At 43.7% G+C, this 24,918-nt stretch carries 26 protein-coding genes; 15 read left to right on the forward strand and 11 right to left on the reverse strand.

What is annotated here, in order from left to right; translation table 11 throughout:
• Positions 1 to 125 precede the first annotated feature (125 nt).
• The 5 genes from dnaK to dapB all read left to right on the forward strand — a co-directional run bounded on the left by dnaK (position 126) and on the right by dapB (position 6,018).
• Positions 126 to 2,051: a molecular chaperone DnaK gene (gene dnaK, locus E1160_RS15250; protein ID WP_155156732.1), complete on the forward strand. Its 1,926-nt coding sequence runs from the start codon at positions 126 to 128 to the stop codon at positions 2,049 to 2,051.
• 121 nt (positions 2,052 to 2,172) lie between these two features.
• Positions 2,173 to 3,324, forward strand: coding sequence for a molecular chaperone DnaJ (gene dnaJ / locus E1160_RS15255; protein WP_155156734.1), 1,152 nt, complete (start codon positions 2,173 to 2,175; stop codon positions 3,322 to 3,324).
• Positions 3,325 to 3,433: 109 nt separating this feature from the next.
• Positions 3,434 to 4,300 carry a sterol desaturase family protein gene (locus E1160_RS15260; RefSeq protein ID WP_218048941.1) on the forward strand — a complete coding sequence of 289 codons (867 nt, stop codon included), beginning with the start codon at positions 3,434 to 3,436 and terminating at the stop codon, positions 4,298 to 4,300.
• Between the two features lie 68 nt (positions 4,301 to 4,368).
• Positions 4,369 to 5,097, forward strand: coding sequence for a class I SAM-dependent methyltransferase (locus tag E1160_RS15265; protein ID WP_155156736.1), 729 nt, complete (start codon positions 4,369 to 4,371; stop codon positions 5,095 to 5,097).
• Between the two features lie 96 nt (positions 5,098 to 5,193).
• A complete protein-coding gene (dapB, locus tag E1160_RS15270; RefSeq protein ID WP_155156738.1) occupies positions 5,194 to 6,018 on the forward strand; it encodes a 4-hydroxy-tetrahydrodipicolinate reductase in 825 nt (274 codons plus the stop codon).
• A 28-nt stretch (positions 6,019 to 6,046) separates the two neighbouring features.
• Here the strand turns inward: dapB and E1160_RS15275 are convergent, their stop codons facing one another.
• Positions 6,047 to 6,943: a DMT family transporter gene (locus tag E1160_RS15275; RefSeq protein WP_218048942.1), complete on the reverse strand. Its 897-nt coding sequence runs from the start codon at positions 6,941 to 6,943 to the stop codon at positions 6,047 to 6,049.
• 144 nt (positions 6,944 to 7,087) lie between these two features.
• The gene (locus E1160_RS15280) at positions 7,088 to 7,585 is read right to left on the reverse strand and encodes a DUF2244 domain-containing protein (protein WP_155156742.1); all 498 of its coding nucleotides are present in this window, start codon (positions 7,583 to 7,585) and stop codon (positions 7,088 to 7,090) included.
• Between the two features lie 206 nt (positions 7,586 to 7,791).
• Between E1160_RS15280 and E1160_RS15285 the strand changes: the two genes are divergently transcribed.
• Genes E1160_RS15285 through E1160_RS15295 form a run of 3 tightly spaced genes read left to right on the forward strand, consistent with a single transcriptional unit; the run spans position 7,792 to position 10,504 of the window.
• Positions 7,792 to 8,844 carry a putative transporter gene (locus tag E1160_RS15285; RefSeq protein ID WP_218048943.1) on the forward strand — a complete coding sequence of 351 codons (1,053 nt, stop codon included), beginning with the start codon at positions 7,792 to 7,794 and terminating at the stop codon, positions 8,842 to 8,844.
• A 31-nt stretch (positions 8,845 to 8,875) separates the two neighbouring features.
• Positions 8,876 to 9,508 carry an endonuclease III gene (gene nth / locus E1160_RS15290; RefSeq protein WP_155156744.1) on the forward strand — a complete coding sequence of 211 codons (633 nt, stop codon included), beginning with the start codon at positions 8,876 to 8,878 and terminating at the stop codon, positions 9,506 to 9,508.
• A gap of 54 nt (positions 9,509 to 9,562) precedes the next feature.
• A complete protein-coding gene (locus E1160_RS15295; RefSeq protein WP_155156746.1) occupies positions 9,563 to 10,504 on the forward strand; it encodes a TauD/TfdA family dioxygenase in 942 nt (313 codons plus the stop codon).
• Between the two features lie 9 nt (positions 10,505 to 10,513).
• Here E1160_RS15295 and E1160_RS15300 read toward each other — a convergent pair whose 3' ends face one another.
• Together E1160_RS15300 and E1160_RS15305 are read right to left on the reverse strand one after the other, a co-directional pair.
• On the reverse strand, positions 10,514 to 11,014 hold the full coding sequence (locus E1160_RS15300; protein ID WP_155156748.1) for a hypothetical protein: 501 nt from the start codon (positions 11,012 to 11,014) through the stop codon (positions 10,514 to 10,516).
• Positions 11,011 to 11,787 (reverse strand): EI24 domain-containing protein, encoded by a 777-nt coding sequence (locus E1160_RS15305; RefSeq protein ID WP_155156750.1) that lies wholly within the window; start codon positions 11,785 to 11,787, stop codon positions 11,011 to 11,013. The genes E1160_RS15300 and E1160_RS15305 overlap by 4 nt, the downstream gene beginning before the upstream one ends.
• 239 nt (positions 11,788 to 12,026) lie before the next feature.
• Between E1160_RS15305 and murJ the strand changes: the two genes are divergently transcribed.
• Positions 12,027 to 13,583, forward strand: coding sequence for a murein biosynthesis integral membrane protein MurJ (gene murJ, locus E1160_RS15310; protein ID WP_155156752.1), 1,557 nt, complete (start codon positions 12,027 to 12,029; stop codon positions 13,581 to 13,583).
• Between the two features lie 50 nt (positions 13,584 to 13,633).
• Positions 13,634 to 14,113, forward strand: a complete 480-nt coding sequence (locus tag E1160_RS15315) for an SEL1-like repeat protein (protein WP_155156754.1) — start codon at positions 13,634 to 13,636, stop codon at positions 14,111 to 14,113.
• Positions 14,114 to 14,120: 7 nt separating this feature from the next.
• Here E1160_RS15315 and E1160_RS15320 read toward each other — a convergent pair whose 3' ends face one another.
• The 6 genes from E1160_RS15320 to E1160_RS15345 all read right to left on the reverse strand — a co-directional run bounded on the left by E1160_RS15320 (position 14,121) and on the right by E1160_RS15345 (position 20,630).
• Complete coding sequence (locus E1160_RS15320) at positions 14,121 to 16,166, reverse strand: hypothetical protein (protein ID WP_155156756.1); 2,046 nt, start codon at positions 16,164 to 16,166, stop codon at positions 14,121 to 14,123.
• A 93-nt stretch (positions 16,167 to 16,259) separates the two neighbouring features.
• On the reverse strand, positions 16,260 to 17,399 hold the full coding sequence (locus E1160_RS15325; RefSeq protein ID WP_155156758.1) for a trimethylamine methyltransferase family protein: 1,140 nt from the start codon (positions 17,397 to 17,399) through the stop codon (positions 16,260 to 16,262).
• A gap of 21 nt (positions 17,400 to 17,420) precedes the next feature.
• Complete coding sequence (cobW, locus tag E1160_RS15330) at positions 17,421 to 18,485, reverse strand: cobalamin biosynthesis protein CobW (protein WP_155156761.1); 1,065 nt, start codon at positions 18,483 to 18,485, stop codon at positions 17,421 to 17,423.
• A 103-nt stretch (positions 18,486 to 18,588) separates the two neighbouring features.
• A complete protein-coding gene (cobU, locus tag E1160_RS15335; RefSeq protein ID WP_155156763.1) occupies positions 18,589 to 19,116 on the reverse strand; it encodes a bifunctional adenosylcobinamide kinase/adenosylcobinamide-phosphate guanylyltransferase in 528 nt (175 codons plus the stop codon).
• An 11-nt stretch (positions 19,117 to 19,127) separates the two neighbouring features.
• Complete coding sequence (locus tag E1160_RS15340; protein ID WP_155156765.1) at positions 19,128 to 19,763, reverse strand: histidine phosphatase family protein; 636 nt, start codon at positions 19,761 to 19,763, stop codon at positions 19,128 to 19,130.
• Positions 19,764 to 19,775: 12 nt separating this feature from the next.
• The gene (locus E1160_RS15345; protein ID WP_155156768.1) at positions 19,776 to 20,630 is read right to left on the reverse strand and encodes an adenosylcobinamide-GDP ribazoletransferase; all 855 of its coding nucleotides are present in this window, start codon (positions 20,628 to 20,630) and stop codon (positions 19,776 to 19,778) included.
• Positions 20,631 to 20,716: 86 nt separating this feature from the next.
• Here E1160_RS15345 and cobT point away from each other — a divergent pair, with 86 nt between their 5' ends.
• Complete coding sequence (cobT, locus tag E1160_RS15350) at positions 20,717 to 21,742, forward strand: nicotinate-nucleotide--dimethylbenzimidazole phosphoribosyltransferase (RefSeq protein ID WP_155156770.1); 1,026 nt, start codon at positions 20,717 to 20,719, stop codon at positions 21,740 to 21,742.
• A 61-nt stretch (positions 21,743 to 21,803) separates the two neighbouring features.
• Here the strand turns inward: cobT and E1160_RS15355 are convergent, their stop codons facing one another.
• Positions 21,804 to 22,265: an ester cyclase gene (locus tag E1160_RS15355; protein ID WP_155156772.1), complete on the reverse strand. Its 462-nt coding sequence runs from the start codon at positions 22,263 to 22,265 to the stop codon at positions 21,804 to 21,806.
• A 130-nt stretch (positions 22,266 to 22,395) separates the two neighbouring features.
• On the opposite strand from E1160_RS15355, the gene E1160_RS15360 reads away from it, so the two are divergent.
• The 4 genes from E1160_RS15360 (at position 22,396) to E1160_RS15375 (ending at position 24,897) form a co-directional block, all read left to right on the forward strand.
• Complete coding sequence (locus tag E1160_RS15360; RefSeq protein WP_155156774.1) at positions 22,396 to 23,286, forward strand: LysR family transcriptional regulator; 891 nt, start codon at positions 22,396 to 22,398, stop codon at positions 23,284 to 23,286.
• A 256-nt stretch (positions 23,287 to 23,542) separates the two neighbouring features.
• Positions 23,543 to 23,800, forward strand: coding sequence for a YjhX family toxin (locus tag E1160_RS15365; RefSeq protein WP_155156776.1), 258 nt, complete (start codon positions 23,543 to 23,545; stop codon positions 23,798 to 23,800).
• A 109-nt stretch (positions 23,801 to 23,909) separates the two neighbouring features.
• Complete coding sequence (locus tag E1160_RS15370) at positions 23,910 to 24,440, forward strand: GNAT family N-acetyltransferase (protein WP_155156778.1); 531 nt, start codon at positions 23,910 to 23,912, stop codon at positions 24,438 to 24,440.
• A gap of 196 nt (positions 24,441 to 24,636) precedes the next feature.
• The gene (locus tag E1160_RS15375) at positions 24,637 to 24,897 is read left to right on the forward strand and encodes a hypothetical protein (protein WP_155156780.1); all 261 of its coding nucleotides are present in this window, start codon (positions 24,637 to 24,639) and stop codon (positions 24,895 to 24,897) included.
• Positions 24,898 to 24,918 lie beyond the last annotated feature (21 nt).

A 24,918-nucleotide genomic window follows, 5' to 3' on the forward strand; every position in this document is an offset into this window, starting at 1 on the left:
GCATGAACCGATTTTCCTTCCTATATACCCATCGAACAAAAACATACATGTACAACAAGGGACTTCCGAGTTGGGTGCCGATGGTTCGGGCCTGTATGTGAAGTCTGCTGCAAAGTGAGGATTACATGAGCAAAGTAATTGGTATCGACTTAGGTACAACAAACTCCTGTCTGTCTGTAATGGACGGCGGTTCTGCAAAAGTTATCGAAAATGCTGAAGGTGCACGCACAACACCATCCATGATCGCATTCGCCGAAGATGGCGAGCGTCTTGTTGGTCACGCTGCGAAACGTCAGGCAGTAACAAACCCGGATAACACATTATATGCTATTAAGCGTTTAGTTGGTCGTCGCTTCGAAGATCCAGAAGTAGAAAAAGATCGCAAAAATGCTCCTTTCAAAATCATTAAAGCTGACAATGGCGATGCATGGGTAGAAGCACGCGGCGACAAATACGCCCCTTCTCAAATTTCCGCTATGGTTCTGCAAAAAATGAAAGAGACAGCAGAATCTTATTTGGGTGAAGAAGTTTCACAAGCAGTGATCACAGTTCCTGCTTATTTTAATGACAGCCAACGCCAAGCAACAAAAGATGCTGGTAAAATCGCTGGTCTTGAAGTTCTGCGTATCATCAACGAACCAACAGCTGCGGCTTTGGCTTACGGCCTAGAGAAAAAAGGTTCCGGCATCATTGCAGTTTATGACTTGGGTGGTGGTACATTTGACGTATCCATCCTTGAAATCGGCGATGGCGTATTTGAAGTAAAAGCAACCAATGGTGACACATTCCTTGGTGGTGAAGATTTCGACCAAGCAATCATCGATTACTTGGCAGATGAATTCAAAAAAGAAAACGGTGTTGATCTTCGTGAAGACCGCATGGCATTACAACGTTTGAAAGAAGCAGCTGAGAAAGCAAAGATTGAACTTTCTTCTGCAACACAAACAGATGTGAATCTTCCATTCATCACAGCTGATGCTTCTGGTCCAAAACATTTAAACATCAAGATGACACGCGCGAAGCTTGAGTCTCTTGTTGCTGATCTTGTGAAACGCACAATCGAACCATGTAAAGCAGCCTTGAAAGACGCTGGCCTGAAGGCTTCTGAAGTTGATGAAGTGATCATGGTTGGTGGTATGACACGTATGCCAAAAGTTGGTGAAATTGTTGAAGAATTCTTCGGCAAAGAAGCACATCGTGGCGTTAACCCTGACGAAGTAGTTGCAATTGGTGCTGCTATTCAGGGCGGTGTGTTACAAGGCGACGTAAAAGACGTATTGTTGTTGGATGTCACACCATTATCTTTGGGTATCGAAACATTAGGCGGCGTATTCACACGCTTGATCGATCGCAACACAACAATCCCGACCAAGAAATCCCAAGTCTTCTCTACAGCTGAAGACAACCAATCCGCTGTTACAATCCGCGTCTTCCAAGGTGAACGTGAAATGGCAGCTGACAACAAAATCTTGGGTCAATTCGACTTGGTTGGATTACCACCTGCACCACGCGGTGTGCCACAAATTGAAGTAACATTCGATATTGATGCCAACGGTATCGTGCATGTATCTGCGAAAGATAAAGGCACAGGCAAAGAACAACAAATTAAGATCCAGGCTTCTGGTGGTTTGAACGATGATGAAATCGATCAAATGGTTAAAGACGCTGAAGCAAATGCGGATAGCGATAAGAAGCTTAAAGAAGTTGTCGAAGCACGTAACCAAGCTGACGGTCTTGTTCACAGCACAGAAAACGCGCTAAAAGAACATGGCGACGCTGTTTCTGAAGAAGAGAAATCTGCGATTGAAGCTGATATTGCTAAATTGAAAGAAGCAATGGAAGGTGATGAGCCAGAAGCAATTAAAACAGCAACAGAAACCCTGATGCAATCTTCCATGAAACTTGGCGAAGCAATGTATAAAGCATCCCAAGGGGAAGCTGGTGCTGAAGGCGGTGCAGAGGCAGGCGCTTCTGACGATGCAGCGGCTGATGAAAATGTTGTTGATGCTGACTTCGAAGAAGTTGACGACAACAAAAAAGACAAATCCTAAGCCTCACGCTTTATGGATCTAGGATGACGGATATGGGCCGGATGCAGGATAACTCTAATTTCCAGCACCCGGCCTTTCCGCATCGACGTTCGAATTAAATTTAGATTCTGGAATTTAAGCCATGAGCAAGCAGGATTATTATGAAACACTTGGTGTTGACCGCGGCGCAGACGCGGCCTCACTGAAATCTGCCTATCGTAAAATGGCGATGAAATATCATCCAGACCGCAATCCGGATGACAAAGAAGCCGAAGCAAAGTTCAAAGAAGTGAACGAAGCTTATGAAATCCTGAAGGATGATCAAAAACGTTCTGCCTATGATCAATATGGTCATGCTGCTTTTGAACAAGGTGGCGGTTTTGGTGGTGGCGGCTTCGGTGGTGGCGCCGGCTTTGGTGGCTTCACTGATATCTTCGAAGAAATGTTTGGTGATTTCATGGGTGGTGGTGGCCGTCGTGGCGGCGGACAACAAAACTTCCGTGGGTCCGACTTACGCTACAATCTTGAAATCAGTTTAGAAGATGCCTATCACGGCCGTACGATTGAGATTAACGTACCAACATCAGTGGAATGTGAAAGCTGTGACGGAAGCGGTGGTGAAGATGGGGCACAACCTAAAACCTGTGGCACATGTCATGGTCATGGTAAAGTACGTGCGCAACAAGGTTTCTTCACAGTAGAGCGCACTTGTCCCACCTGTAATGGTCAAGGCAGCGTTATCGACAAACCTTGTAAAGTCTGCCATGGAAGTGGTCGCCAACAGAAAGAGAAAAACCTTTCTGTGAATATCCCTCAAGGGGTGGATGAAGGCACACGCATTCGTTTAAGTGGTGAAGGTGAAGCAGGGCTTCGTGGCGCACCATCTGGGGATTTGTATATCTTCTTAAACATCGCCCCGCATCGTATCTTCCAACGTGAAGATGCGCATATCTTCTGTGAAGTACCAATTTCAATGGCAGATGCGACTTTAGGTGCCGAAATTGAAGTGCCGACCATTGATGGCGGTCGTGCCAAAGTGAAAATTCCGGCTGGCACGCAAACAGGTCAACAATTCCGTTTACGTGGTAAAGGGATGAGTATTCTTCGCTCCCAAAATCGTGGTGATATGTATATCGAAGCGAAAGTTGAAACCCCACAAAACCTGACCAAGCGTCAGAAAGAATTGCTAGAAGAATTCCGTAAGGAAAGTGGCGGTTCTAACAAACAGCATCAACCTGAAACGGATGGTTTCTTCTCTAAAGTAAAAGAATTCTGGGACGATTTAACAGAATAATCCTAGATTTTAATTACAAAAAAAGCGTTTGCTGTGATGGTGAGCGCTTTTTTTTTGATCTATGTCTGTTAATCAAGAGCTAGCTTTCATCAAAGAGAGATGAATTTTAATGCTAGAATTAATGACACAGATAGGTCTTCAAAGCCTAGAAACAATCTGGATAGCATTTTCCAGTATGTTCTGGCCTGCATGTTTTTTCTTTTTGCTAGCGCTAATCCTGAAACAGGGGAAATTACTCTCTGACATTCAAAAAGCAGCGAAAGAAACGTCCCTTAATCTGCAATTAATTTTATTCAATGCGGTCATAGTTGCACCAATCATCGCCTTTTCATTAGAAGGTTTTGAATTTTTCTTCAGACATCAACAATATGCTATTCTTACTCGTGACCATTGGATGAACCTACCGATACCCATCATCATATTTTTTACGATCTTCATAGGCGATTTTGTTGGATATTGGCGTCATCGTCTTGAACATACCATTCCTTTATGGCCCTCCCATGCCGTTCATCATTCTGACACCCAAATGACATGGTTAACATTGGAACGATTTCACCCTATAAATCGACTAACGACCTTTTTAATTGATACTGGTATATTGTTATTTTTAGGCATTCCACCTTTCGCCATCATCATAAATAATATGGTTCGCCATTATTATGGTTATTTTATCCATGCGGATTTACCTTGGACTTATGGCAATATATTGGGAAAAATATTCGTTTCACCTACCATGCACCGTTGGCACCATTCGGCCGATCCTAAATATTTCCAATGTAATTTTGCAACAATCTTCGCCATTTTTGATTGGGCATTTGGAACTTACAAACTACCAGGACCATGCAACAGCCCACTAGGAATAGCAGATAAAATTCCAACAAGGTTAAGTAACCAAATTTTATATGCTTTTAAACCTTCCTCTTATTCTAAACTTATTCGATACCGATTTAAAAAATTGCAAAGCCCCAAATTTTAAGTGCTACTTATTGAAGCCCACGCAAATCATGTTAGTCTCCGACAGTTTAACAAGATATCGGTTGATCTATGATAGTTTTTCCAAATGAACGTGAATCCTTTTTAGAACTTATTCCCAAGGAAGGCATTGGTTGTGAAATTGGTGTTGCTGAATGTGTTTTCTCCCAACATCTATTAGAGAAAACACACCCCAGAAAACTTCACCTTATTGATCCTTGGGTGTATCAAGAAAGAGAGGACTATCAAGCTGATCTCAACAATGTCAGCAATGATGAAGGCGAAAAGCGATATCAAGCCGCTTGCAGCCAGTTTAAACATCAAGTGGATACAGGACAGATCGAAATCCATCGTAAATTTTCTTATGATGCTGTCTCACAATTTCCAGATAACTATTTCGACTGGATCTATGTGGATGCAGTACACTCCTATGAAGGGGCAAAGAAAGATCTTGAGGATTATCTACCAAAACTCAAAGATGACGGTATTTTGATGGGGCATGATTATGCAAATCATATTGCAGCTCAAGAAATGGGGTTTGGTGTCGTAGAAGCCGTTGATGATTTTTGTCTTGAAAATAATATGAATTTTGTTGTTTTAACTTATGATGCCTTTCCGAGCTTCGTGTTAACGAAATCCGACAACAAAAAAGTCACAGAATATTTAACACTTTTGACGAAGTTTAATTTTCCAGAAGCCATTGAAATTGTGGATTATCCAAAACATAACAAACTGCAAATGGACATATTGGATTTTAAGACCGAGAAACGATTATCCTATAAATTCTTACATCGTGAATAGAACAGCATTACATCTTAGAAATAAATACTGTTTTCCTTCGCCTCTTAGTAAGATAGAAAGAGCCCAGTTTTAAATTTCCTCTTATGAAGGTTTCAAATGTCCGATCTTAGAAAAGTTGCAATTGTTGGATGCGCGGGGCGCATGGGTCAAATGTTGGTCACCGAAGTTATCAACAATCCTAAATGCGAATTATCTGGCGCCACAGATCGGGCTGGCAGTTCAGCAATTGGCCGTGATGCGGCTGCTATCGCCGGACTAGAACCATGCGGTGTCATCGTCGAAGATGATGCGGCGCGTGTCATTATGGAAGCAGACGTAGTTATTGATTTCACTGCCCCTGCTGCAACTGTTGATCATCTGCGCCTGTGTGCACAGGCAAGCACAGCCATCGTAATCGGTACAACGGGCCTTACCAAAGAAGATGAAGCCAATATTGATCTAGCAGCACGCCATGTACCTGTTGTTTATGCGGCAAATTATAGTGTTGGCGTTACCTTATTAAACGAGCTGACCCGTAAAACAGCGGAAATTCTGGATGATGATTATGATATTGATGTGTTGGAAATGCATCATAAGCACAAAGTTGATGCCCCATCAGGCACCGCTTTGATGTTAGGTAAAGCGGCTGCGGCAGGTCGTGGTGTCGATCATGACGAAGTTAAACAAGCTGTACGTGATGGTCAAACAGGCGCGCGTCCGCGTGGTGAAATTGGATATGCGACCCTTCGCGGTGGTGATGTTGTTGGTGAACATAGCGTTTATTTTGCCGCAGATGGTGAACGTTTAATCCTGACCCATAAAGCCTCATCCCGTCAGGTCTTTTCCAAAGGTGCCGTGCGCGCAGCCATCTGGGCAACTGATGCTGAACGCGGTGTTTACGATATGACAGATGTCTTGGGCTTAAAACAGCCTATCGGCTAAGACTTTATTAAAGGGATTGTCGATTTATCTATCTTTTCCGACTGACGGCAATCCCACTCAAGATCAATCCAAGCCCAATAAAGGCTGTTGATTGTGGCTCTTCACCCAAGAACAACATCCCCCAAAGCAAACCAAATAACGGCACCATATAGTTATTAAGGGATAAGAAAGCCGCCCCACGCACTTTTACAATACGAAGTAAAATAATCTGCGCCAAAGCAGTTGAGAGCACCCCCAGAGCGACGATAGACCCAATGGCTTGAACAGTTGGATTTAACATCCATGGCTGATCAATCATCAAACTTGCCGGAATAGCAAAGACGCAAGAGGCAATCATGATCGTTGCGGCGGTCGCACGACGGTCCGGTTTATGGGACAATTTTTTATTCACAATTGAAGAAATACCATAGCATATCGCCCCTGTCGCCACGGCCAATTGATATAAAACGCCTTCACCCAGATTTTGTAACGCATCTGCCCCAATCAGGAAAACAACCCCTGTGAAACCAACAATAATACCAATCACCCGACGTAAAGAAAGTTTCTCATCATCTGTCGTGAAATGCACCATGATCAGAGTGCAGATTGGCACAATTGCCATCAAAATCGAGGCCAACCCACTATCTATTCCCTTTTCACCCCATCCAATCAACGTGAATGGTACAGCATTTCCGATCACCGCGATGACAAAAGCCCAAAACCAAGTATCCTTATCCTTTGGTAAATTCTGACCTGCCATGCGCGCGGTGATATAAAGGAAAATAGCAGCAATCGCCAGACGTCCGGCCGTGATAGTAATCGGTGGCACGGTATCCACCGCCACCTTAATAAACATAAAAGAACCACCCCAGATCGCGGCTAAAATGACCAACATGCCGTAATCCAGCACAGATTGGTCTTGTGTTGTCATCGTCTGTGTTGTCATTCCCCGCAACCCCATTGAAATTATTATATGAATTTATTTTATTTCTTAGATTTAAAAGACTTTAGGCGCGTTGTTTTTTAAGGACAAGCCTTATTCAGGCACAACACTGTGTTAAATTGAACAAGCTAAGATTTTTGAGGTTTTTCAAGCAGATGTCCATATCAAAGCACCCCCGACCCGATATTCATCCACCGCTTGCTGGATATCATCAGCTAGTTTCTTACATGCTTTTGGCCCTAGAAAACTGCCTACAAATATATCTTTCCCATGGCTCCGCAATCGAACAGCGGAGGATTTCCCACGCCTTTTGATCGCTGCAACCTGTAACCAATTAGGTTCAATTGAAGTTACTTTTTCTTCGCCTTTTGGAGAAACACGGCGAATTTCCAACCCTTGGGATGTCAGGCGAATATGTTCCAAACGCCGAGCTTCGTTCATATTCACCTTAAAAGCATAATACAGCAGGATAAAATCCAACCCCGCAAAGCCCAAAATAGGCCATGCCCCGATTAGAAAGAAAGCAAAACTGATAAAAAACAAGATGATAGCGATAAATAAAAGCAAGTTGCGAAAGCCGCGTGGCGACAAGCTTCGATGAGGTCGAAGCTTCACATCCAGATATACTTCTACATCTTTCGTCATGTGATCCACCAGTTAAACAAGCTGTCTTATTTCTGCCTTATTAGGAGTGTAGCAAAATCACGTGGGTAAAACTATGTCAAATTCACGTGAAACCTGCCCTTTCTCCCTAGACAAAACAGGGCGAAACATATCACATTACGGATCAAATCGCTGGGTTGATCACAAAATTCATATTTTAACCAAATTCAATAGATGGAGAATGCTGCGTGTTTCATTATTTCTACAAGTCAAAAGAATGGGCATTTTGGGCCTATGGTGGCGGCGCAGTTCTTATTTTCTCTCTCTGGCTTCAAGTTGAGCTAACCGTTGCCATCAATGGATGGTATGGTGATTTTTACAACTTATTACAAACTGCAGGTGAATATACGGATAAATCCGATGAAGGGATTATGTTATTCTTCCAAAAGTTAATCGGATTAGATTATCTAACTGGTACCGCAGAAGTTGAGCATCCTTCCTTCCTTGTTCTTGCTTTTCCATATGTCTTCTTAGCCTTATTCACCAACTGGTTTACGCGTATTTATGGTTTGCGTTGGCGTCAAGCAATGACCTTTGGCTTCATCCCACGCTGGCGTACGGTTGAAGAAGAAATCGAAGGCTCATCACAGCGTATTCAGGAGGATTGCAACCGATTTGCACGCATTGTTGAGTCATTAGGTTTACAAGTTGTTCGCGCCGTAATGACATTAATCGCCTTTATTCCAATTCTATGGGAGTTAAGTGATAAGGTAGATGTTCCCGTTCTTCGCGATATTGAAGGATCCCTTGTTTGGGGTGCATTGATTGTGTCACTCGGAGGGTTATTAATCTCTTGGATTGTCGGTGCGAAACTGCCAGGACTTGAATATAACAACCAAAAAGTCGAAGCTGCCTTTCGTAAAGACCTCGTCTTAGCAGAAGACAATAAGAAAGATTACGCACGCCCTGAAACATTATTTGAATTGTTCACTGGTATTCGTTTCAACTATCAACGCCTGTATCTACATTATGGATATTTTGACCTATGGGTAACATCTTATGATCAGTTCATGGTTATTGTGCCTTACTTGGTAATGGGTCCGGGCTTATTCACAGGCGCAATTACGCTTGGAGTTATGGTACAGGTTTCAAACGCATTCCAGAAAGTACACGGCGGATTTGCTTTATTCTTACATAACTGGACAACGATTACGGAATTACGTTCAATTTATAAACGCTTGCATGAATTTGAGGATAACTTACAAAAATACGAAAAACCTCAATTCAAACCAGCTGATTAATTAAAACAAAAACTCGATCAGGATCGAAAAAATGAAACGTGAATTGGTAGAGGAATTTTTCCAATGCCTGCACGATAAAGACCCGGACCCACAGGGGGAGTTGAATTATACCAACCCCTATACCCTGTTGGTGGCGGTGGCCTTGTCGGCGCAAGCAACTGATGTCGGGGTGAACAAGGCGACTGAAAAACTTTTTCAGATCGTCTCAACCCCCGAAGATATGATGGAATTAGGCGAAGCCGGCCTGAAAAACCATATTAAAACCATTGGCTTGTTTAATTCCAAAGCCAAGAATGTCATGAAAATGGCAGAGCTTTTGATCCGTGATTATAATAGTGAGGTGCCAGAGGACCGTGCAGAACTTGAAAAACTTCCCGGTGTAGGTCGAAAAACCGCCAATGTGGTCTTGAATATCGCATTCGGGCACCCTACTATTGCGGTAGATACTCATCTTTTCAGGGTCAGCAATCGAACTGGATTGGCACCAGGTAAAACACCATTAGAAGTCGAAAAAAAGCTGGATCGCAAAATTCCCAAACATTGGAAATTGCATGCGCATCACTGGCTTATTCTTCATGGTCGTTATGTCTGTAAAGCAAGAAAACCGGACTGTCCGTCCTGTGTGATCAAGCATATATGCCGATTTAAGGGGAAAACTGTTTAACCCAAACCTGAACAGACTACCGATATATACCTTTTGCTAATTTTGAGTGTGACCATGCCTGACATCACCCTACCTGAAAATGATCAACCATATGTTTTATACCAAGCATCTGAAACAGATAATCTATCTGAACTGGATGTAGAGAAAGTAAAAGCACTTTACAAAGAACATGGGGCGATCCTTTTTCGCGGTTTTGAATGGGATGTCCCAGATTTTAAAGACCTGACATCCAAGTTTTGTTCCCATGGTGCCCATAACAGCAGTATTGGCCGTGATATTGTGGATCGCGAACATATCATCCAATCCGTTAATCTAGGCAATGAAGCCTTTCCCTTACATCCTGAAATGTCCGCTCAACCATGGAAGCCGGATGTATGCTGGTTTGCTTGTCAGAAACCAACAATCTCAGGCGGGGAGACAACAATTTGTGATGGTGTTGAAATCATAAAAGCCCTACCGAATGAAATGGTGGAAGAACTGAAATCCAAAAAAATCAAATATGTTCTACCAACAGAAATGGATGAGATTAAATATTGGTTAAACACCAACAATGTCACCCGTGAAGCGCTTGATAATATGCCAGAAGATTGTCCTTTTGAATTCTTCAAAATGGAAAATGCGCTTTATAAGTCTTATGTAACTGATTTCTTCCACGAAACCATGTTCCAATCCAAACTGGCTTTTGGGAATTTCATCTTATTTGCCCGTTATTTAAACAATCGCATGAATTATCCGCTTTATGAAGATAACAGCATTATTCCAGAAGAAATTTCGGCTAAAATCAAAGAGGTTTCTGACCCGTTAACAGCCCCGATCAATTGGGAAAAGCACGATATTATCATGATCGATAACAGTCGCTTCCTTCATGGTCGCAACGAAGTGATGCCAATGGATGACCGTTATATCCTGACCTATTTCGGTTATCTCAATTTTGCAGAACTTTCACCAAGAGACCAAAAGCAACGTTGGCGTAAACCGGGCTTCTTCCGCTTTTAGATATCAAGGTTAACTTGTTTGTGGATTGCTGTGACGCATATGATCGCGCAGCATTTCCGCAAAGCAGGCCCGTTGCTCATCTTCGGTCAAGAACTGACTACGCAGGTCTGTAAATTTTACTTTGATATCCGTCCCGATCGTCGTTGACACCGGATAAAGGAACAAGTCCAGATGACAGACCCCTTCTTTCCATTCACGGCGATATTGCCAAACTTCGATCTGCCCATCACGACGGGCAAAAATCGGGGCACCGATTGTCTCATTCACCATAGATAGGCTGGCGCCTAAAAACTGATCCGGATTGTCATCCACTTCGATCACACGAAGAACAACTTCTTCCTCTTCAAGTTTTACTTTAGGCTTTGGTTCCACAACCACCTCTTCAATCACTTCGACTTCCGGCACAACTTCCGGTGTAGATGTCGTTACAGGCGCAGGTTTATCCGGTTGCCCCCCGCAAGCCGCCAATAAAAAAGTTAATCCGGTAAAAAGAAAAAAACGCGTTATCATTGATTTTCAATCAAATCCTTACGGCCTGTCATTTCAATTACAGACGCACCCTCTTCAAAACCGCCTTCTTTTTCTGCCATCTTCATAAATAAATGGCTCATCATCGCAGTGGCAACCAAAGGCGTTAGCAAGTTCAAAAATGGGATAGTCATCATGAAAGCGCAAATAAATCCAAGCAACATCACTGTCCCTCTATGCTTTTTACGCATTTTTCTCGCTTGGTTCGGTAACATCCGGCGATGGGCAACCTGTTCGAAATATTCACGTCCCATCAAATAGCCATTGATTAAATAATAGAGAACCAGACCAAGGCCTAAAATCCAGAATGTCATCACATAAAATGGTAAGGCGATTATATTAACCGCTACAACAATACCCAAGAATTTCAGCGCATTGATAATTGCTTCGACCGTTGAAGTATCACGGGCTTTGCCCAAAAGCGGATAATGTTTTTCTTCAACGGCTTCACAGACATCATCCAGAAAAATCCCCATACTGGCCGTCATCACCGCGGGGAACAAGAAATAGGTCAGAAAGATGGATATAAAAATACCACCGGATACAGCCAGAAAATCAAATGTATCGCCCATCCATGTAATAACATCACCGATGAAAAACGGCAGTTCTGTCCAAGTAACTGCCCCTAACGCAGACCAAATAACCATCCATGTAAGGATGAAAATACCGATCGCAGTGAGCAAGGATTTAATTAACACGGACATAAAACGTGGGTCCGTCATTTGACCCAATGTTTTGGAAAAAGCAGAGAACATATCAACCCTATTTCTGTTCAGAAAAATCTTTATCTCTAATTATGTAAGGATAACCGTGAAAAGGCGCAAGCTTTCAGACCCTATTTAATTAAAATCCGCCCTATTTCCGCCTTATTTTCTGTCTACCTTAATTCTAGCCTTGAAGTGGCAAATCCGATAAGTTGCCGTTTGGGGTTAATCCAAAGCCAAATCAAGGTTAGGATTTTCGGGTTTAAAAGTGATTTAGGAATTCCATTGATATGAATTTGATGCGCGCCGTTGCCACCATCGGAGGCTGGACCATGATCAGCCGAATTCTTGGCTTTACCCGCGATATGTTGATCGCCAATGTGGTGGGTGCAGGCATGGTTGCGGACGCCTTTTTCATTGCCTTTAAATTCCCCAATCTATTTCGCCGCCTCTTTGGTGAAGGCGCGATGAATGCGGCTTTCGTCCCGCTTTATGCCAGAAAACTGGAAGAAGACGGACAAGACGCCGCGCGTAAATTTGGCTCGGAAGTGGCCGCTGTTTTATTAACCGCTATGCTATTCCTGACCATATTAGCCTTTATCTTTATGCCTTATGTGATGTCGGTTGTGGCCCCCGGATTTAAAGATGATCCGGCAAAATTCCTGCTCACCATTTCTTTGGCACAAATCACTATCCCTTATCTGTTATTCATGACGTTATGTGCACAATTTTCAGGTATGTTAAACAGTGTGGGTCGATTTGCCGCGGCGGCGGCTGCACCCGTTTTATTAAATGTGGTGATGATCATCGTTTTGGTTTTGGTGAATAACCATATTTTAGACGCACCGGGTCATGCCATGGCATGGGGTGTTGCCATTGCAGGTTTGATCCAATTCCTGTTTTTAGGCATTGCCTGTCATAAGGCAGGTATTCTTCCCTCTTTCACAATGCCGCGCTTAACACCGGATGTAAAAAGGCTTCTGATCTTAATGGCGCCCGGGGTTTTAGGTGCGGGTGTTGTACAGATCAATGTGATGGTCGGCGATATTTTGGCAAGTTTCCTGCCGGAAGGAGCCGTCTCCCTTCTTTATTACGCAGATCGTATCAATCAATTACCACTTGGGGTGATTGGGGTTGCGGTTGGTGTGGCCCTTTTGCCCTTGATGACCCGTCAATTACGCGCCGGCGAAGAAGATGCCGCGATGCATAGTATGAACCGTGCTTTGGAAATTTCTTTGCTATTAACTGTCCCCGCTGCCGTCGCCCTTGCTATGATACCTTGGCCAATTATTGCGGTTTTATTTGAGCGCGGCGCCTTTAGTACAGAAATCAGTTATGCCACCTCCCGTGCCCTACAAGCTTTTGCAATTGGGTTGCCTGCCTTTGTATTAATCAAAGCTTTAAGCCCCGGCTTCTTTGCCCGTGAAGACACAAAGACCCCTGTAAAAATTGCCATCTTCAACGTGACCCTCAACATCATTCTGGCCTATATCCTGATGCAATATATGAGCTATGTTGGGATTGCCCTTGCCACCAGTATCACCAGTTGGATCAATGTTTTTGCCCTCGCCATTATCCTGTATAGAAGAGGTCATTTAAAACTGGATCGCCGCCTTCTGCAGGCGGGTTGGAAGATAGTTTTATCTGCGACCTTAATGGGAACAGCCCTGATCTTTACCTTCCATCAATTCTCATTCACTTTTCTTACCAGCGGCTTCTTAACCCGCTTTGGTATCTTGGTCGGCCTGATCACCCTAGGTCTAGCAAGTTATGGCCTCATGATCCATTTCACAGGTGCTGCAAAGATTTCTGATGTGAAAGCGATGTTACGTCGCCGTAAGACTTAAAATTATGCTAACCCTTACATAACTGAGTAATCATTAAACGGGAGAAGATGATGCGCCTCAAATTCTGTGCTTTGTTGTTACTATATCTTGGCTTGACCTCTCCTGCCTTTGCAGGATTTGAAGAAGGCAAAGCCGCCTATGACGCAGGTGATTTCGAGACAGCAAAACAAGAATGGCTTCCCCTCGCCAAAGCAGGAGATGCAGAAGCACAGTTCTGGATGGGGAAATTATATCATCCATCCAAAAAGGAATTTATCGATATTGATCAGGCAATCTATTGGTATTCCCTCGCCGCAGAACAGAATTACAAAAAAGCGCAGAAGCATCTTTCCGCCGCATATGTTTTCAAAAGACCCGCTTCAAAATACATTTATGATGTTATTAAGTGGGCGATTATCGTCTATAGACAGCATAATGATCCAGACCTAAAAAATGCACTAAATGCACTTAAAGAATCTATACCCATAGAAATATATAACGATGGCGTAAAAATGGGGGAAGAGTGGCTAGACAGCCACTCTAACAAATAAAACTAAATTATAAGTTTAGTTGATCTAAGAATTTCTGTCCTCCCTTCTCCAACACACCCTCCGTTGCTTTATTGCCGCCTATTTTCTCATTTCCTTTTTTGGCCGCTTTACCAATCATAAAGCCTCTCGCATAATTGCCAATCAAGGCTTGAGAAAAGGCGCGGCCTGCGTTGAGGCTGAGGGTCGGGTTTTTCTCTAGGAAAGTGCGGATGGCAACGGGATTGGTGAGATCAACGCCTGCCTCTCGATAGAGCTGGGTCATGCTTTGTTGTTGGGCTTGTTGGCCGGCAGCAAAGGCATCGGTGACAGATTTCACTTTACCTGCCCCCTTCGCTGTCTTCACCATCATGGAAGGTACACGTGCCACTGGTGCCCATGACACAAGTTCAAACCCTGCTTCCAACGCCTGTTTTACCTTCCCTTTTTCCAAGGCTTTCTGAATTTCTACGCCACGTGGATCATAGTCTGGATTTGGAATACCGGGATACTGAGCCAGATGCTGATAGGATTTTGCCAAGGCCTCTGCCCCATCCTCAATGACTTTGTTCAATTCATCTGGATTTGAACCATCAGGGAGACCTCGTTCCCGCATGATTTTTCGTTGTCGTGTCAGTTTATGAGCAAGGTTAGTTTTCTCTGCCAGCATAAGTTCACGTTGAGCCAAAGCTTCACGCGGATGAATATTCTCATTATCCATAATGGGAATTGAAAGTTGTATATCAATCTCTTTCAATCGCGCCATACGATGCCTTAACAAGACATAATCCGTTAACTCTGTAGATTTTGCATGAAAATCATCAATGGCGTCACTGCGTTCTTCGAAATAAGTTGCTTCGTCACCTTCTTTCACATTGGCCCAATAACGGCGATTTTCTTCTACCTTATCGACAACTTTCGGGTCCTCTAAATCTTCATCACTTAAAACCCGGGTAATATAGCGATATTTATTCGGATCCACCCGATGAAGCAAACTGGCCCGGATCAAGTTATCATCAGGATATTGTTCCAGAATCTGTTTTTCCAAAACTGCCTTTTTGTCATCATGATAAGGATCATTAAATAACCCACCTTTCCACTCCGAAATCTGATTATTCAGTTGAACCGCGGGATGCACTTCCTCGGCTTTTAAGAATTTAGGTATACCCGATCTGCTATAGGCCAAAGACACGACCTGAGAAAGTCTTGCCGCAGTTTGTGGATCTTCCTTATCCACTTTGGTCACAAGATCCTCAATCACGGCACGCCCTGCCACAGGATCATCTTTCAACATGGTTTCAAAAACACCCTGAAAACCGTTCACCTCACCAGATTTAGTCACCAACAAATTTGCAAGGCGAGTATTTTCAGTGCGGGCTTCTTCACTTATCAATGGTTCAGATGTAGCCTGTTGCTCTTTGGCTTTTGGAACCTTTTGTTGCGGCAAAAGTTGTTTCGCAGGCGCTTGTTGCCCCAGTGTTTGCTTCTGCTGTGCTAAATTGACTTCAGCTGTCTTGGCAGACGGTTTTTTTATGAATGGTGTTTTTGCCATAGGAACTTTTGGGGCAGCAGATTTCACATGCGGCATTTTAACCAAAGAGGAAGCTTGCATAGATACAGACTCTGCTTCCTTTTCTGCTGCCTCATTTCGTTGATCCATCAATTTATATTCTTGCTGACGAGCCTTTTCTTGAAACGCCTTTTGGTCTGCTGCCATCTTGGATTTGATTTTGCGGCCTTCTTGTTGTTGCTGTTGGAAAATCTCTACCTGATCGGGTTCTTCTACCTCAACATCCAACATATCCGGATCATCCAATATGGGTTGAGAAACAGAATTTATTTTTGTTGTTGATTTGTTCTTATAATTATTTAAAGTAAAATCAGATGAATTATCAGAGAAAGTAGATTTTGTAAAAGAAGAGCTATCCGTTTCTTCTTCCATCCCACCAGAAAAATCGAAAGAAGAAAGATTTTGTCCACGCGTTAAGAGCCCACCTTTTTCTTCACTTCCTTGCTTCATATAGTCATTTGAATAATTGCTATTCTTGTTATTTGTTTCTGTGGCCATCCCACCCATAGAGTTACCTCCTAATGAAATTATTTTGTATTCTTTTTGTTCTTTATTATATTGAGAACAAAAAGTCAATATTTCAAATAATTCAGAGAAGAATTAGTAAAAAACCTGATCTAGCTGTTCCAGCATTTCCGCATCTTGGACGAATTTATTCATGTCAATGACGCGGCCTTTTTCGAGCCAGCCAGCACTATGCAAGATCAAATCGGCCTTGGACCAGAGAGATGATTGCATCAATTGGATGCCATCATAACCCGATTGGGCATCATGGATTTTGGAACAGGTAAGCATACCATCCCCACGCCCCGGGATGCCGAGACGATCCATTAATTGCGCGCCACCCATCTGAACAAACTGGGTTTCTGCACAACCAAAATTCGGCAACATGGATTGCATGGAAAATGGGACGCCATAGATACCGCCCATCACCGCCACGCCCGGTTGGTAATATTGGCTTAACGCCACCCCCATCATGACTTCAGCTAGACCTTGGGCCAAAGTTTCCTGCACCGTGACCATACTGGTACAGCCCATCATCATATAGGAAGACACCATGGAAGCCTGCCCCAAAACACTTGCTTCGCGCAGGCATTTTAACGGGTTAGATTGCGCGACCAAAGGTGGTGTTGTGTTGATCATATGAAGAAGTTTGGTTTCCCCTGCCACAAATGTGGTTGCATCCGCCTCTTCCGCCACGGCCTTTAGTGCTATTTCATTGATCACACAGCCCATCATAGGTTTGGTGGAATGTTTGAGATGGGCGTCGGCCATATCCAGATGTTTGGTTTTATCGGTGCGATCATGGATAATGCATAATAAATAACCACTGGTCCCAATCTTTGGGAATTCCTCACATAGCTTTACCAAATCCACATAATCATCATAGGTACCAAATTGCGTATAACCATCCCAGCGCCGCACATTCGGCGCCCCAAACATAGGGGCAAAGATCGGTGTATTTTGACCGTCCACCTTACCTACGGTTAGGGATTTATCGTCACTTACCCCGCGCCAAATAAAAGATGTGGGTGCCTTATTGATATAGCTTTTCAGGATATCAAAAGAAATGCGCACCCGTTCCCCTTGAACGGATGCGCCCATTTCTTTTAAAGCTGTCAGGGATTGTAGATCATCCCGTAAGTCCATGCCGACCTCTTCGAGGATCTGTGCGGTTAGTCCCTCGATATAATCCAGTTTTTCATCACTAAAGCAGGGAAAAGCCGGTAGGTCTTGCATCTTCGTCTTTTGCTTTCGACGTTACGCTTTTAGCGCTGCTTCAATCGCGGCTTGATCAAGGCCATGTTGACCAATCACCACCAATTGGGTTTGACGTGTTTCCCCATCATTCCAGGCACGATCGAAATAACGGTTAAAGCGTGGCCCAACCCCTTGGATCACTTCACGGCGTTCAACGCCCGGACGGTGAATAAAGCCTTTCACACGCAATACGTCATGTTCTTTCACAATATCAATGATTTTTGCTTGGAAGGCATCCGCATCATCCACATCACCTAGTTGAACCGTGAAGCTTTCAAATTCATCATGATTATGGTCGTGGTGATGGTCATGATCGTGATCATCATCGTCGTGATCGTGGTCATGATGGGAATGACGTGCATCCAAATCATCTTCAGCGGCTGCATTCATACCAAGCAAGACTGTTGGATCAACTTTCTTTTCGCTAGAGGAATGCACAAAACGCACACCATCACGTAAGGTTTTCTTCAATTCTGTTTCGATCGTGGACATTTCATCATTGTCCAACAAATCAGCTTTGTTCAAAACAACCATATCCGCGCATAATAATTGATCTTCGAACACTTCTTCCAACGGATTGTCATGATCCAAATTCTCATCCGCTTCGCGCATTTTTTGAACTGCATCTTCATCATCCGCAAAACGGCCTTCTTTGACCGCTTTTGAATCAACAACGGTGATCACGCCATCCACGGTAACTTGCGCGCGGATTTCAGGCCAGTTAAAGGCTTTTACCAATGGTTTTGGCAAGGCAAGACCAGATGTTTCAATCAAGATATGGTCCGGCTTATCGTCACGATCCAATAAAGCTTCCATGCTTGGCAGGAAATCATCCGCCACGGTGCAGCAAATGCAACCATTGGCCAATTCAATCACGTCTTCGTCACTGCAACCTTCAATGCCACAGCCAACCAACATTTCCTTATCAATGCCAAGATCACCAAATTCGTTTATCAAGAAAGCCAGTTTCTTACCATTTGCATTTTCCACCATATGACGGATCAAGCTGGTTTTACCTGCCCCCAGAAAACCTGTGATCACAGTAGCTGGAATTTTTTGAGCCATGATTAAATCCTTAAATCAAATTATTGTTGCTTGTTTCTTTGTTTCTGACCTCTAGATAGTCAGGTCCGACCCAAGCTTCAAGCCATAAACTTTTACCCCAAATTTAGCGGCTATCTTTCATCACCAAGGGTAGGCCGGCTGCAACAAAAGTGACGATATCTGATACAGATGCGACTTGTTGATTCATCCAACCGCTTTCATCCCTGAACTGACGTCCCAATTTGTTGTCTGGCACAATGGAAAGCCCCACTTCGTTTGACACAAAAACCAGATGCCCTTTGGCATCTTGAATGGCTTCTATCAGATCGTTGCGCTTCACTTCCAGATCATGCTCCGCCAACAGATGATTGCTGAGCCATAGGGTCAGACAATCCACCAATAAAATTCGGTCTGCCTGTGCATGCATGCGAATGATGGTTGAAAGTTCCAGCGGAGCTTCCAAGGTCATCCAGGTTTCATCGCGTTCATCTTGATGACGTTTGACCCGATCTTGCATTTCCGGGTCAAATATTTGCGCGGTCGCCAGATAGAATTTTTGTAAATCTTCTTGTTCGGCAATCTTATCCACAAGGCCCAAAGCATGGGATGTTTTACCGGAACGTGCCCCACCTAATACCAGTTGAACTGTCATCTATTTTATCCTTATGCCTCATCACGATTGCGACGTGGCAACCAGTTTATAAAGCCCAACCGCCAATGGGTGGTATCTTCCCCTTGAATATGGTCCAGACGGGTCACAGACACATTTTCAACGGAATAGGCCAAGGCAGCTTCGGCCCCACAATTGGTTGCAATGCCCAACGCAGAACGGATCGTCCCGCCATGGGTCACCGCAATAATATCTTTACCTTCAAAGGCATTGCTATGTTTAGTAATGGCAGGTCCGACACGGGCCATCAAGTCCACAAAGCTTTCCCCTGCAGGGGGACGTTCAATAGCAGGTGCCAACCAATATCGATGGGCAATACCATCTCTTAAAGTATCGAAATCTGCATAGGTAACGCCTTGCCAGTCGCCAAAGCTTTGTTCCCGAAAATCTGCTTCTTCAATACGTGCGGAGAACTTCAAACCGCCCGCTTCCAGCGCATCTGCCGTTTGATGTGTGCGTTGTAAGTTGCTGGTGATACAGATCGCATCTTGCGGCAACATATCAGCCACATGTTTAAACATATTTTCATCGGAACAATCACAAGGCAAATCTTGTTGGCCGTAGATGCGACCTTCATTGCTTATTACAGGTGCATGACGCACCCACCACCAACGTGTTACTGCTGTCATAATCTTCCCATCCTATTTGATAAGCCAATCGCTTAAGGAAAAGCCCAAAGTATTTCCAACCGCCATCACGGTTAGGTAAGTTGTAATTTCCACCACCTGACAAAGGGCCCCCAGACTGTCTCCGTTGGTACCGCCTAGTTTGGCTTTCATAATTTGCATAAAACCAACGCCCGCCACTAATGGCACGGCTGCAATAAACACAGCTGCTTGCACCGGAATAAATGCAGAAAATGGAAGAAGGCCCAAGACTAATGCGATCAACGCGATAGGCATGGCCGTTTTTCCTGCCGTCGCAGCCATGCCTGTTTTTCCAGCTGGTGCCTGCAATGCCATCACCATGGACATCGACGCCCGTCCCAAACCATGGGCCGATACCATCACTACCAAAATCAGGATCGGATTATAGAAACTCGCCAAGGCCCCCGCCCGCAAGGCAATATTCAACACCAATGCCAGTGCACCATAGGCCCCAACACTGCTATCACGCATAATAGACAGACGTTTCTCAACGCTATGTCCGCCCCAATAGCCATCAGCCACATCGCTAAAACCATCCTCATGCAAGGCGCCAGTCACAAATACCGTCGCAACAATTGCCAAAACAGCCGCCAGCCATCCGGTTAAGCCAAGGAAAGTCGCCAAGATAAAGACACCTGCCCCAATTGCCCCGACAAGCCAACCCACAATAGGGAAAGCCCAAGCCGCCACACTGATCTGGCGTCCATAGTAAGGCATTGGAATACGGGAAAGAAATAGAAAGGCCGTGGCGATATCTGCCCAGATTGGCAGGCCACGTGGCGTTTCATTTTCTGGCCCCTTTCGGCCTTCAGGCAAATCCTTGCCGCTTTTTTCTCTTTCTTCATTCATAACTAAAGGATATACCGCTAACAGGTATTAGAAATCCAGCCGAAAACAATGCTGGGCCAAATAATTTTAATTTGATGGTAGCGACAATGTCTGACACACCCATAGAAGCCAATTTTGATGAAATCCGCGACATTATCCGTGGTTTTCACGGTCCCAATGAAAAAGCGCAGAAAATTGCGCAAGATCGTGAAGGTCAATTGACCAAGCCACCGGGGGCTTTGGGTCGTTTGGAAGAAATCAGTGAATGGTTCGCCACATGGCAAGCAAAAGACAGCCCTTCTATTGAACGTCCACGTGTTGCTGTTTTTGCCGGTAATCATGGTGTGGCAAAACAAGGCGTTTCTGCTTTCCCACAAGAAGTCACCGTGCAGATGGTTGCCAATTTCAAAAATGGCGGCGCGGCAGTGAACCAGCTTTGTCGTACCCATGATGCAGAATTACGTGTCTATGAAATGGCGCTGGATCAACCAACCCATGATTTCACCGAACAACCTGCGATGAGCGAAGAAGAATGCGCAACCGCCATTGCCTATGGCATGATGGCCGTAGAAGAAGGCGTTGATGTGCTTTGCATTGGGGAAATGGGCATTGCCAATTCAACAAGCGGGGCGGCATTGGCCTATGCCTTGTTTAACGGCGAAGCTGCTGATTGGGTCGGTCCGGGCACAGGTGTTGAAGGCGATGCCTATGACAACAAAATCCGCGTAGTACAGGAAGCCGTTGGTAAATATTTCCATCAACGTCATGATCCACTTGAAATCTTACGTTGTCTTGGTGGTTATGAAATTGCCGCAATGGTTGGTGCTATTATTGCCGCTCGTATGGGGCGTGTACCCGTGATTTTGGATGGATATACAACATGTGCGGCGGCGGCTGTGTTATACCAGATGGACCCTGCGGCCTTAGACCATTGCATTGTCGGTCACCTATCTGCAGAACCTTCCCATATCCAGCTATTGGAAGAAATCGATAAAGAACCGTTATTGAATTATGGTATGCGTTTGGGCGAAGCCTCCGGTGCCGCCCTTGCCCTTGGTATCGTTAAATCCGCAATTGCTTGCCATACAGGCATGGCAACTTTTGCGGAAGCTGGTGTTTCGGATAAAGATTAAAGACCTGTCTTAAAATAAGAAGTGAAAAGGCACAGGATTTGGTTCTGTGCCTTTTATTTTATCACCCTTTAATTTGTTTTAAGGCTTTTAGCCAATCTTCGATATGGTAAGAATTTACAATCTTGCCATTTTCAACGGTGTGAATATCGATCGACATGATCTCAAACGCATTGCCTGTTGCTGGTGCACCAAATAATGGCTTTACAGGTGTACCTGTTGCCTTGCCACGTACCACATAACGATTACCGTCTTGCAATATATCAACCACTTCCCATTCCAAATCCGGGATGATGGATCCGAAATAAGCCACAGTTTTTGCAAAACCGGCATGACCGGTTGGTTTTTCATTTGTTGTCCAGTCATCAGACAGGATTTTCTTTGTGCGATCCGCCATATCACTGGCCGTCGTATCACTTAACAATTCTGAATAAAAAGATTTCACCAAATCAATGTCATTTGCCATTGCTGTTGATGCTGTCATCCAGATAAATCCACCTAAAACAAGGGAAAGTAATTTTTTCATTTTTATCTCCAAAAATCTCTAACAGAGGCTCAAAAATGCGATAGATCGAAAGCTACATCGCTTTTTTTATTTTAGGGAGAGACTAATTTAAGTACATTATGTTCACTATTTACGAACATAAGAGAGATTAATGCATACCCATCACTTCAGATTATTGGCCTATTACACTGAAATTGTTGAATGTGGGTCCATTCGTAGCGCCAGCCGAAAATTAAATATTTCCCCTGCCGTCTTAAGCAAGGCCCTGTCGGATTTAGAAGAGTATCTGGGCATGACCTTGTTAAAACGTGGGAAACGAAAGGTCGAAATCACCCCGGATGGTCAAGAAATTTATAACCATGCCCTGACCATGGTGGACGCCGCAGCCACCGCAGTTGATCTAGGTAAAAAAGAAAATGAAGACATATCCGGTGAGCTTAACATCACCTTACCAAGTGATTTATGCATATGTTGGTTGCCGGAAATTCTAGATGGGTTTAAGGCGAAATATCCAAAAATCAAAACCTTCTTCGCGGCCCAGGACCAAACCATTGATCTTGGCACATCTAATTTCGATATAGCGGTCCGATCAAAACATAATATGAAGGAAAGTCAGGCGGCTGATGTCTTTTTAAACCTACCTGTTACCTTGACCTGTCATCCGGATCTGATCCCAAATTCTAAAGCTGACTTAGCAGAAATTCTCGCGAATGTGCCCTATATCGGATTTTCACATGGTATTGTTGAAACGCAGGTTAAAGGCCTCAATAAACGCACACAGCGCATTGAAACTTTCTCTGTTTCCCCGGAATTTTCAGTAAATGTGGGATATCTAACCAAGGAACTAGCGCGCGCAAAATTCGGAATTGCGCTCATCGTTGAAGCCACAATAAAACAAGATGAACTCAATGGCGATCTTATTAAAGTTTCTCAAGATCATGACTTCGGCTATTTAGCCATTCGATTGGTCACAAGAGATCGTCTGCATTCCCCAACCGTTCGAGCCTTTCTCAAGTACGCAAAAGATCAATATGGAAAATAAGTGGAAGGAGCGAAAGGATAATCCTTTCTTATTTATGCTTACAGATTGACATTTGAATGGTCCTGAATTAGATAACCCGTATCTAAACAGCAGGCCTGCCCTGCGCTATTAATGAGTTTTTATGTTAGAGAATGTATCAAAGTAACCTCGCTTCTGGTTCGTGAAAGAAGCAATTAACGCAACGGATGCTATCGGCTGTGCTGTTTTTGTGCGTCTGACCGTTGCTAAGTTACTTTCAGCATAAAGACTAAACTCAATGAATATTTCAAAAGCTGAACAACGCGCTTTGCACGCGTTGGCGCAAGGCGGTTGCATTCGTTTTGAACGTGGCTCAAACGGTCATGTCACCGAAGTCACCTGCTTTAACCGTGATGGCTATGCCTTGGTCGGATTTTCCATAGAGGTTTTTAAAAAACTAAAAAAGAAAAAGCTGATCCGATCAAAAAAAGGGCAAGCCTACCAAATTTCACATGAAGGGCGTTTAAACGTGAATGCCCAACTCGACAATCGATAAATCACATGTTGGCTCAAACAGGGCTGGCATCATTGCCTATTCCCAAGGGTTAAGTCTTCTATAGGCTTCATTCGACGGAATATGTATTATAGTTAAAGAAAGAAAAGCCATGAAACATACCAACGAAGATATTCAAATGCTCCAAAATCTTCATCTACTTGCATTTGGTGAAGAAGAAGGGCCAATCATTTCAGACTTGGTAAAAGAATTTCTTCTACTGCCTGAGACTATCTCTATTTCCATAGAGCGGGATAATAAGGTTGCAGGAAATATCATATTTACCCCGTTTCAAATAAAGGGGCATCCGAACAAGAAATGTTATCTTCTGGCACCTGTTGGGGTACTACCTGAATTTCAAGGACAAAAAATTGGGAAAGATTTGATCGAAAAAGGAGCTGCACATTTAAGATCAATCGGGGCGGATGCCATATTCGTCTTAGGCTATCCAAAATATTATGCCGCCAATGGGTTTGTACCAACATATATCCTGCCACCTTATCCAGAACTCACAACATATCTGGAGGCATGGAAAATACGTGAATTGAAAAAAGGCGCCATGAATGGGATCAACGGGAAAACAATTGCTGTTGATCCAATCATGAAACCTGAATTCTGGGACACATCCAATCGACCTGAATAACTCAAGGACTATAAGGGAGCATTTTATGCTCCCTTATAGTCCTTATATTCTAAAAGATATGATAAATTTATAAAATTATTATATTATTTTGAAAACATCTGTATTACAGTTCGCTTCACTGAATATAAAGAAGTCGACAATTTGGTATGGGGATAAACCTTTTTCGTTGGCATGCCTCACAGAAAAAGGTCATAGAATGAGTACAAATACCAAGCAGTTGGAAGATAAACTTCAACGCCTTTCTATTGCACTAGATAGATTGTCCAAAGATAAGAAAGAAGCACGTCAAACGCTGATTTCTGACATTAAAAAAGTTCAACAAGACATTATAAAGGCAAAAAGTAAACCTGTGCCCAAAAGTAAACCGACCAATTTAGGAACAATTATTATTGCTTCCGTTTTTATAGCGGTCGTAATTGGTTTTATTAGTTTTTTCTCAACTGGTGGGCGCCTATAAATCCATATTTATACATGATGT

This window comes from Curvivirga aplysinae (assembly GCF_009711445.1).
Taxonomy (GTDB): Bacteria; Pseudomonadota; Alphaproteobacteria; order UBA8366; family Aestuariispiraceae; genus Curvivirga; species Curvivirga aplysinae.